We start from the raw sequence: 8,259 nt of genomic DNA on the forward strand, positions 1-8,259 counted from the left end.
GATCACGACGGACCCGCGCCTTAACTCGCCTCACCGACAGCACCCGACCGGCAACGCCGGCCGGGCATTCGGCGAGCCCTCCCACGACATCACCGAACACTTACGAAAAATCAAAAGTTATCAACACCCGGATCCGGGTGCGAGGCGGATCCGGGTGCGGGTCGTCCCTGCAGGGGCGGGGCAGGTCAGATCCGGGTGAAGGCCTCCGCGTCACGACGGAAGCGGTCCAGCTCGGTAAGACTGATCGTCGGCCGGGCCAGCCGGGCGGCGTCCAGCAGGTCCTGTGTGCTCAACGGGGTCACCGCCGGGCCGTGGCCGCCCCCGCCGCTTTCCGCTCCCGCCCCGGTGCCGACCTTCACCCCGTCGGCGGCTCGGTGGAAGGCTGCGGCAGCGGAGCGCTGCACGACCGCCGAGAGATCGGCCGGCGTGAACAGGTCGGTGGCCGCGACGACGGCGTCCAGATCGATGTCCTCCTTGTTCGCGACCCGGTCCAGCAGCCCATCGAGCAGCACCCGGCGCCCCTTGGCGTCCGGCGGTCCGACGGGGAGGACGAGATCGAACCGGCCGGGCCGGATGAACGCGGGATCCAGCGCCGAGACCGCGTTGGTCGCGCAGATCAGCAGCCGGCCCTGCACCCCGCGGAACTGCGGGATCGCCTTGAGCAGTTCGTTGACGACGGACTGGTTCTCCGGTCGGGTCTCGCGCGACTGGGCGATCTCGTCGACCTCGTCGATGAACACGACGACCCGCTCGACCCCCATGAGGTCGTTGATCGCTGACCGCAGCTCGGCGGCGAGCCCACTGCCGCCGGAGGCCAGCCGTGAGGGCAGCAGCTCGACGAACGGCCATTCCAGCCGGGCGGCGACCGCCCGGGCGAAGGACGTCTTACCGGTGCCGGGCGGCCCGAACAGCAGCATCGCCGTCGGGATGACGACTCCGTACGCCTCGGCGAGCTCCCGTTCCCGAACCGGCAGCAGCAGCCGCTTCTCGATGAGCGCGCGCTCCTCCTCCATCCCGGCGAGGTTGGACCACTCGGAGGCGCTCAGCAGCGCGCCGCCCCACCGCTCGACGGTGGAGACGTCCGCCGGGCGCAGGGGAATCTGCTTGTCATAGAGTACCTGCCCGGTAGCGGTGAAGCCGCGGTTGAGGAACGCCTCCTCACCCGGCTGCCCGGGGGTGATCAGCGTGGTGATCCGCCGGCAGCCGGCGTGCAGGAGCAGGTTTTCCACGCTCTGCAACAGGCTGGAACCAATGCCGTGGTGACGCCAGGCGGGCGCGATGGCGACCGTGAGCACCCGGCCTTGGCCGCCCTCCTTGCGCCCGACCGCGGCACCGACGAGATGCTCGCCCGCGACGGCGACCACCGCGGGGGACTCGGTGTCCGGGAGTTCGTGCCGCAGCGCCAGCACGGTGTCGGTGAGGTTGATGGGCGGGCCGCCCGGGGTGCTCCTCACTTCCTCCAGCAGGCGTACTGTCGCCGCGTAGTCGACGGTCTCGTAGGGACGGATGTGCCAGATGGGCACGCTGGCTCCTTCAAGTCGGTCACCGACGGATCGTCGACTCGACAATGCCCTTCTGCTCCGCCCCGATCAGCAGGGACTGACGAAGCTTTCTGACGGGACCTTGGGACTGCCACCCCCGGCCGAAGGCAATCTCCGTGCCTGTATGTGCCCTCCCTGGGCGGGGCAGCCCCTACTCCTCCAGCCTCGCCGGCAGCTGTTCGACGAGTGACGCGAAATAGCCGGCGCTGAGCATCAGGTCGAGCGTAAGGCGGGTTCCCCCGCCGGGAATACAGGGTGGCAGGGGCCGATGCGGTGTCGGTGGAGGCGCGGTCGCGGCCGGTGGACCGTTCGCTCATCACAAGGCCACGATGCGGCCGTGACACGTTGGCCTTTCCGTAAAGGGGCGGTAACATCACGTTCCTAGGGTTGCGCGTCATGAGCGAGTTGACACGACGTAATCTGTTCCGGCACGGCACGGCGGCGGGGGCCGTGGTGGTCCTGTCCGCCGAAGCGTTCAACCTGCTGGCGGCGAGCCCGGTGGGCGCAGCGACGGGAGGCTACGGGCCGCTGGTGGCCGACCCGGCCGGCAAGCTCGATCTTCCCGCCGGCTTCCACTACAAGGTGATCGCGAAGGCCGGTACCTGGGGTCAGGCGCCCTACAACGAGCCGTTTGACCGGCTCGACGATCCGGGTAGCCCGCCGTACCCGACCAAGTTCGACGGCACCGGCTCGTTTCCTGGGACGCAGGGCGGGACGATTCTGGTGCAGAACCACGAGCAGGACGCGGTGAACCCGGGCGCGCAGTTCACGCCGGTGGTGCCCAAGACCACCGGGGCCGCGGTGTACGACGGGTCGGCCACGAACGCGTTCGGTGGCACCACGAACATCGTGCTGGACGTCAACGCGAACGTGCAGCGTCGCTACGTGAGCCTGGCCGGCACGATCCGCAACTGCGCCGGCGGGGTCACCCCCTGGGGTGCGTGGCTGACGTGCGAGGAAACAGAGTCGATCATCAGTGGTGGCAAGCGGCACGGCTATGTCTTCGAGGTCGACTCGCTGGGCCGCCGCACCACCGGGGCGCCGTTGACGGCGCTGGGCCGCTTCGCGCATGAGGCGGTCGCGGTCGATCCCAAGACCAACTTCGCCTACCTCACCGAGGACGCGAGCGGCCCGAACGGCCTGCTCTACCGGTTCCGCCCGACCCGGGCGACGGGCCAGTTCGGTGACTACGCGGCGGGCGGCTGCCTGGAGGCGCTGCAGGCCTGGACCGCGGCCGGCAACCCGATCGACGACCTTTCCCAGATCACCAAGGTCGGCACCAGCCTGACAGTGAAGTGGGTGCCGGTGCCTGCTCCCGACCCGGACGGGACCGACGCCTCGCCCTCGATCCGCAAGCAGTTCGCCTACCCGGGCCGCCCCGCCACCCTGGCGGCGGCCAGCCCCGACCGGGTGACCCGGTCGAAGAAGTTCGAGGGCGCCTTCTGGGCCCGGGACGCGGCCTGGATCAACGCCAGCTATGCCAAGAAGGCCGACCTGCCCGCCTCCGTCAGCTACCCCGCGCTGCCCCCCACCGTCCACGATGGCCAGGTGTGGAAGTACCAGCCCGCCGCCGAAACCCTGACTCTCGTCGCGCTGCTGCCGTCCCACGAGGCCGCGGACGACTACGACACGCCCGGAGTCTTCGACGGGCCCGACAACCTGTGCATCACCCCGCATGGTGGGGCGTTGTTGTGTGAGGACGGCGACGGGCTCAACTACGTCGTCGGTCTCGACCGCCAGGGCAGCCCCTTCGTCTTCGCCCAGAACAAGATCCTGTTCCAGGATGGTGCCGACAAGATCTACCGGGAGTTCGTCGGCTCCTGCTTCTCCACCAACGGCCGTTACCTGTTCGTCGCCACCCAGGACCCGGGCATCGCCTACGCCGTCACCGGCCCCTGGCACACCGTCTGATCTCACCCGAGGCCTGATCTCACCCGAGGCCTGATCTCACCCGCGGCGGCCCGGCCGTCCGTCCCCAGGCGCGGTCGGCCAGGTCTTGCGGTCGGCCAGGTCTCGCGGTCAATGGTCCGGGCAAGAGGGGGCCGGGCAAGGGGCAAGGCGGTGCCAATCGAGGTGATCACGCACCGCCGGGCCGCGGCCCATAGCAGCGACGGCGCTCAGGCCAGCAGCGACCGGCCCAGGTGGTCGCTCGCGTCCCGGACACCGGGGAGCACGAAGAAGTAGCCGCCACCGGTCGGGCTGATGTAGTCGACGAGCGGCTCGTCGATGAGCCGGGTCTGCGTCGCCTCGAACTGCCGGATGATGTCCTGCTGGTAGCAGCAGAAGACCAGGCCCATGTCGAGGTTGCCGTTGCTGTCTGTTCCCCGGTCGTAGTTGAAGCCGCGGCGCAGGATGCGGGAGTTGTCGGTGGCCGCGGTGCGCGGGTTGGCGAGCCGGATGTGCGCGGTGAGCGGGATGGCCGTGCCCTTGGGGTCGCGGGCGTAGTTGGGAATGTCGGTCTCCGCGGTGCCGTCCAGCGGTGCCCCGGTGTCCCGTCGCCGGCCGATCATCGTTTCCTGCTCGTTGAGGGAAACCCGGTCCCAGAATTCCACCAGCATCCGGATGATGCGGACGACCTGGTAGGAGCCGCCGGTGGTCCAGCGCGGCTCGCCCGCACCGTCCACCCAGACCAGCCGGTCCATGTCGGCGGCGCTGGTCACATCGGGGTTGACGATGCCGTCCTTGAAACCGAGCAGGTTTCGCTGCGCGCCGGCTGGCCGGGGCTGGCTGTGGAAGCCGTCGATCCGCCACCGCAGTTGCATGCCGCCGCGGGTGTGCCGGGCGATGTCGCGCAGCGCGTGCAACACCGTGTCCCGGCTGTTCGCACACAGCTGCAGGCTGAGATCGCCGTGGCAGTCGGCGGGGTTCAGGTTGTCGTTCGGGAAGGTACGCATCGGCGCCAGCCGCCGGGGACGCCGGTCGGCCAGACCGAACCGGTCGTCGAACAGGGAGGCGCCGACCCCGACCGTGACGGTGAGCGCGTCCGGGGGCACGGTCGGCCCGAGGACCCCGCTGTCCGACGGTGGGGCGACGGTGCCCAGGTCGGCCGGAGCACCGCCGGCGGTGAGGAACCGGGCCCGGGCGGTGATCGTCTTGAACAGGTCGGTGAGCGCGGCCCGGTCGTCGGCGATGACGTCGAAGGACGCGAACATGGCCGCGGCCGGCTGCGGGGTGAGGATCCCGGCCTGGTGCACGCCGCGGAAGGGAACCACCTCGTCGGAGCTTCCGCTGGCGGCCGCGGCGGCCGGCGCGGTGGTGGTGAGCACCGCAGCGCCGGTTCCGGCCGCGACGGTGGTGGCGCTGCCCGCGGCCGCGGCGCCCGCGGCGAAGGCTCCGGCGAGGAAGGAGCGGCGTCCCATCCGCCCGCCGTCGGACCCGGGGCTCATCCGGTACTCCTGATCTCGAGGATGTCGGGGATCGGTGCGAGGGTCTCCAGCAGCGCGCCCAGGCTGCCGTTCAGCTTCTGCCGGTCGGCGAGTGGCAGCCGTCCCGGCGGGATCCAGGTGCCGTGTGGGTTGCCGACCCGCCGCACCAGCGCGCCGAAGGCGCCCAACTGCTGGCGGGCCGCGGTCAGCGCGGCGGGCGACCGGGTCTGCAGCACCGGCGCGATCACGGTGAGCAGTTCCCGGGTGCCGTCCACGTTTGCGCTCGCGGTCGCCAGAGCCGTGCCGCTGCCCTGATCGGCGGCGCCGGTGAGCTGGAACTGCAGCGTGTTCTCCAGCACTTCGTGGGTGCGCAGGGCCAGGTCGTTCGGATCGAATTCCTGGGTGGGGAATGCCGCCCGCAGCCCCGCTACGTCGCTGGACAACCCGACCGCCGACGCGGCCAGCGAGGCGGCCGACTCACCGTGCCACAGCCCGTACTCGATCCGGTAGAAGCCGGTGAAGTCTGGGTCGTGCACTCCGCCGGGCAGCCCGGCAGGCAGTCCGTTGATCTTGGAGTCGAAGTCCCCGAAGGTGCCGTAGGCGGCGCCCAGGCGCTCGTAGTCGAGGTGGGCGGGCAGCCAGTCCCGGCGGGCCGCGTCCAGGTCGCCGTGTTCCACGTCCGCGCGCAGCGTGTCGACGCTGCCCTGCAACGTCACCAGGCCGACGGTGACGAAGGCGCGGTAGCCGCGCAGCGGGCCGCTCATGGTCTCTGCCGTCACGGGGAGGATGGAGGCGGCCCCGCTGGCCGCGCCCGCCACCCGTTGACTCGCGGACAGCAGCCGCTTACCGCCGTCCGGCAGGCATTCCCAGGCATAGGTGCCCCCGCCGATGGTGGCCGACAGGGTTCGGGTGGTTCCGGGCGCCAGCAGCTCGATCTCCGCATGGATGGCACCGGTCGCCGGGTCGATGAGGCGGACCTCCGCCGTTTGGGCGCTGCCGTTGTGGACGGTGAACGTCTGCCTGCCCGGCCGGGGCGCCGCCCAGCCTGCCGCGCAGGAGCCGCCGGTCACCTCGATCGTCCCGCCGCTGCCGCCGCTGGACGACGGGCCGAGCGCGAGGATCGTGGCGCCGGCGGCGAGGGCCGGCACCGCGACGATGGCGGCCGGCAGCGCCCACCGCGGCAGCCGGTGGCCAGCCGACGCTCCCGTCGGGGCCGGCGGGGGCGTCGGGGCCGGCGTGCGATCGGAACTCTTGGCGGCGGGGACGGCGGCCGGTTCTCCTGGCTGGGCTGGCTGTGCTGGTTGGGGGGCGCGGGTGCCGCGGACGAACAGGGCCAGTACCACCACCAGGTAGGCCAGGTAGCCGGTGACCTGCAGCGCCGTCATCCGCGGAGTGATGTTGAAGACGCCCTCGACGAGCCTGGCGTACCAGGAACTCGGGTCGAAGGTGGTCCGCAGGTCGAACAGGACCGTGTCGAAGCCGGGGAGGGCACCGGCCTCCTGGAGGTCGCGCAGACCGTACCCGGCGACACCCGACGCGACGACGATGAGCCCGATGCCGGTGAACGTGAAGAACTTGGTCAGGTTGATCTTCACGGCGCGGTAGTACATCCCCGCGCACAGCCCGGCGGCGATGAGGAGCCCGGCCGCGGCGCCGATCAACGGACCGGCCGACTCGCTGGCGCCGCGGGTGGTCGTCCAGATGAACAGGGAGGTCTCCAGACCCTCCCGGGCCACCGCCAGGAAAGCGGTCAGGATCAGCACGCCGGGCCCGAGTGCCAGCGCAGCGGTGACCTTGCCCTTGATCTCGCCGGACAGGGCGCGGACCGACCGCCGCATCCAGAAGATCATCATGGTGACGAAACCGACCGCTACGAGGCTGAGGATCCCGCTGAACACCTCCTGCGCCGCCGTGGACATGGACGCGGCGGCAAATGTCAGCACGGCGCCGAAACTCGCCGACAGGGCGATGGCGGCGAGCACGCCCGTCCACACCAGCGGCAGGCGGGAGCGTTCGTCGGCGCGGACGAGCGTCGCGACCAGGATCGAGACGATCAAGCCTGCCTCGAGGCCCTCGCGCAGCCCGATGAGCAGGTTCGGGAGCACATCACCCCACACGTCCGATTCCTTTCGGTCCGCCGCGTAGCCGGCTTCACGGAACGTACCAGAGACGGAGGTTAGCCTAACCTGCTTTAGGTGAACCTTACTTAGGATTATGTATCAGTAACTGGCGACCGGCGGGGTGGGCATGATCGTCGGGATCGGCTGTGCTCGCCTGGGTAGAAGCTCACTGCGGGTGGCTCTGTCCGCACCCCGCAAACAGTCGTGGCGCGGAGAGCCCAGGAGAGCCCAGGGCACGCTGAGCCCAGCTGGAAAGAGGTTCACCGGCATGGTCAAGATCTCGGCCCCCTTCGCGGCAGAGATCGATCTCGGTCAGCTCCGGTACCCATCCTTCGCCGGTGGTCCGGCGGTCCGGAGGTCCGGCGGTCTACGAAGGAGTGCCGAGTGCGACGGGCCGGGGCGCTGGCTCCTGGCCGCCCAGGGCGTCAGGCGGCGATGGGCGCGACGGTCGGCCGGGCCAGCAGCAGGTAGTCCGAGACGGACAGGGCGACGGACAGGTCGAGCCGTCCGGCGTTGAAGTAGATCTCGTCGTGGATAAGCAGGCCTTCGTCGACGATGAGGTCCAGCTTGGGGGAGAAGACGAACGGGGTGATGGATCCGCTGACGCTACCCGCCAGACGTTCGGCGACCTCACGGGCGGCGAACGAGGCCTCTCGGCCGCCATACCGGTCGGCCAGCGCGTTCAGGTCGACCCGACGGTCACCGGGGACCACGGCGAGCACGTAGCGCCGGGAACGCCTGCCCGTTGCCACCCGCACCACGAGGGACTTGGCGGCCTGCTGGAGGGGGTGGCCACGCAGCCGGCTGGCGACGTCGGTGTGACCCTCGGGCGGATGCGGGATCATCCGGTAGGACACCGAGCCGGACTCGAACAGATCGGTCAACCGCCGGAAGACGTCTCGGTCGTCACGCATCCGCCCCACTCCAAGGGCGAGTGACGGCAGGTCGGGGGTGGCTCGGACGACAAAGCATTGCGCCTCCGCGGTCAGAGATGGTGAACGGACAGCCGACAGTTACCCGACGGCGCGCATGGCATGGCGCCAGGTCGACCGGGTACACGATTGCGCACGGCCCTTTCAACGCACAACGTTCTGCCTCGATCACTTCGTTGATGGACGCCCGGCTGCCGGCGTGCGGTGGAACGCACTCTTCGCCTTCCGGCCAATCCTCGGCGTTGAGCAGCAGTGGATGGGGTATTCCCGGGGAGCCCGGCCAGGCAGAGCACCGCTTGGC

The 8,259-nt window shown here is 70.4% G+C and carries 5 protein-coding genes; 1 reads left to right on the plus strand and 4 read right to left on the minus strand.

Translation table 11 applies throughout. From position 1 onward, the window contains the following. Window positions 1-185: 185 nt before the first annotated feature. Window positions 186-1,523, minus strand: a complete 1,338-nt coding sequence (locus tag AC08OX_RS11890) for an ATP-binding protein (RefSeq protein WP_476607876.1) — start codon at window positions 1,521-1,523, stop codon at window positions 186-188. Window positions 1,524-1,937: 414 nt separating this feature from the next. Between AC08OX_RS11890 and AC08OX_RS11895 the strand changes: the two genes are divergently transcribed. Next, on the plus strand, window positions 1,938-3,452 hold the full coding sequence (locus tag AC08OX_RS11895; protein WP_476607877.1) for an alkaline phosphatase PhoX: 1,515 nt from the start codon (window positions 1,938-1,940) through the stop codon (window positions 3,450-3,452). Window positions 3,453-3,658: 206 nt separating this feature from the next. Here the strand turns inward: AC08OX_RS11895 and efeB are convergent, their stop codons facing one another. The 3 genes from efeB to AC08OX_RS11910 all read right to left on the minus strand — a co-directional run bounded on the left by efeB (window position 3,659) and on the right by AC08OX_RS11910 (window position 7,940). Next, window positions 3,659-4,927 (minus strand): iron uptake transporter deferrochelatase/peroxidase subunit, encoded by a 1,269-nt coding sequence (efeB, locus tag AC08OX_RS11900; protein WP_476607878.1) that lies wholly within the window; start codon window positions 4,925-4,927, stop codon window positions 3,659-3,661. After that, window positions 4,924-7,023, minus strand: a complete 2,100-nt coding sequence (efeU, locus tag AC08OX_RS11905; protein WP_476607879.1) for an iron uptake transporter permease EfeU — start codon at window positions 7,021-7,023, stop codon at window positions 4,924-4,926. Before efeU ends, efeB begins: the two co-directional genes overlap by 4 nt. A 428-nt stretch (window positions 7,024-7,451) precedes the next feature. After that, window positions 7,452-7,940 carry a YbaK/prolyl-tRNA synthetase associated domain-containing protein gene (locus AC08OX_RS11910; RefSeq protein WP_476607880.1) on the minus strand — a complete coding sequence of 163 codons (489 nt, stop codon included), beginning with the start codon at window positions 7,938-7,940 and terminating at the stop codon, window positions 7,452-7,454. Between the last annotated feature and the right edge of the window lie 319 nt (window positions 7,941-8,259).

It is taken from the genome of Frankia sp. CoBUL1 (genome assembly GCF_978021245.1).

Bases quoted from the DNA above. Each gene is read 5' to 3' on its own strand.
- efeB (WP_476607878.1), bottom strand. From the start codon at position 4,927: ATGAGCCCCGGGTCCGACGGCGGGCGGATGGGACGCCGCTCCTTCCTC.
- AC08OX_RS11910 (WP_476607880.1), bottom strand. From the start codon at position 7,940: ATGCGTGACGACCGAGACGTCTTCCGGCGGTTGACCGATCTGTTCGAG.
- AC08OX_RS11895 (WP_476607877.1), top strand. From the start codon at position 1,938: ATGAGCGAGTTGACACGACGTAATCTGTTCCGGCACGGCACGGCGGCG.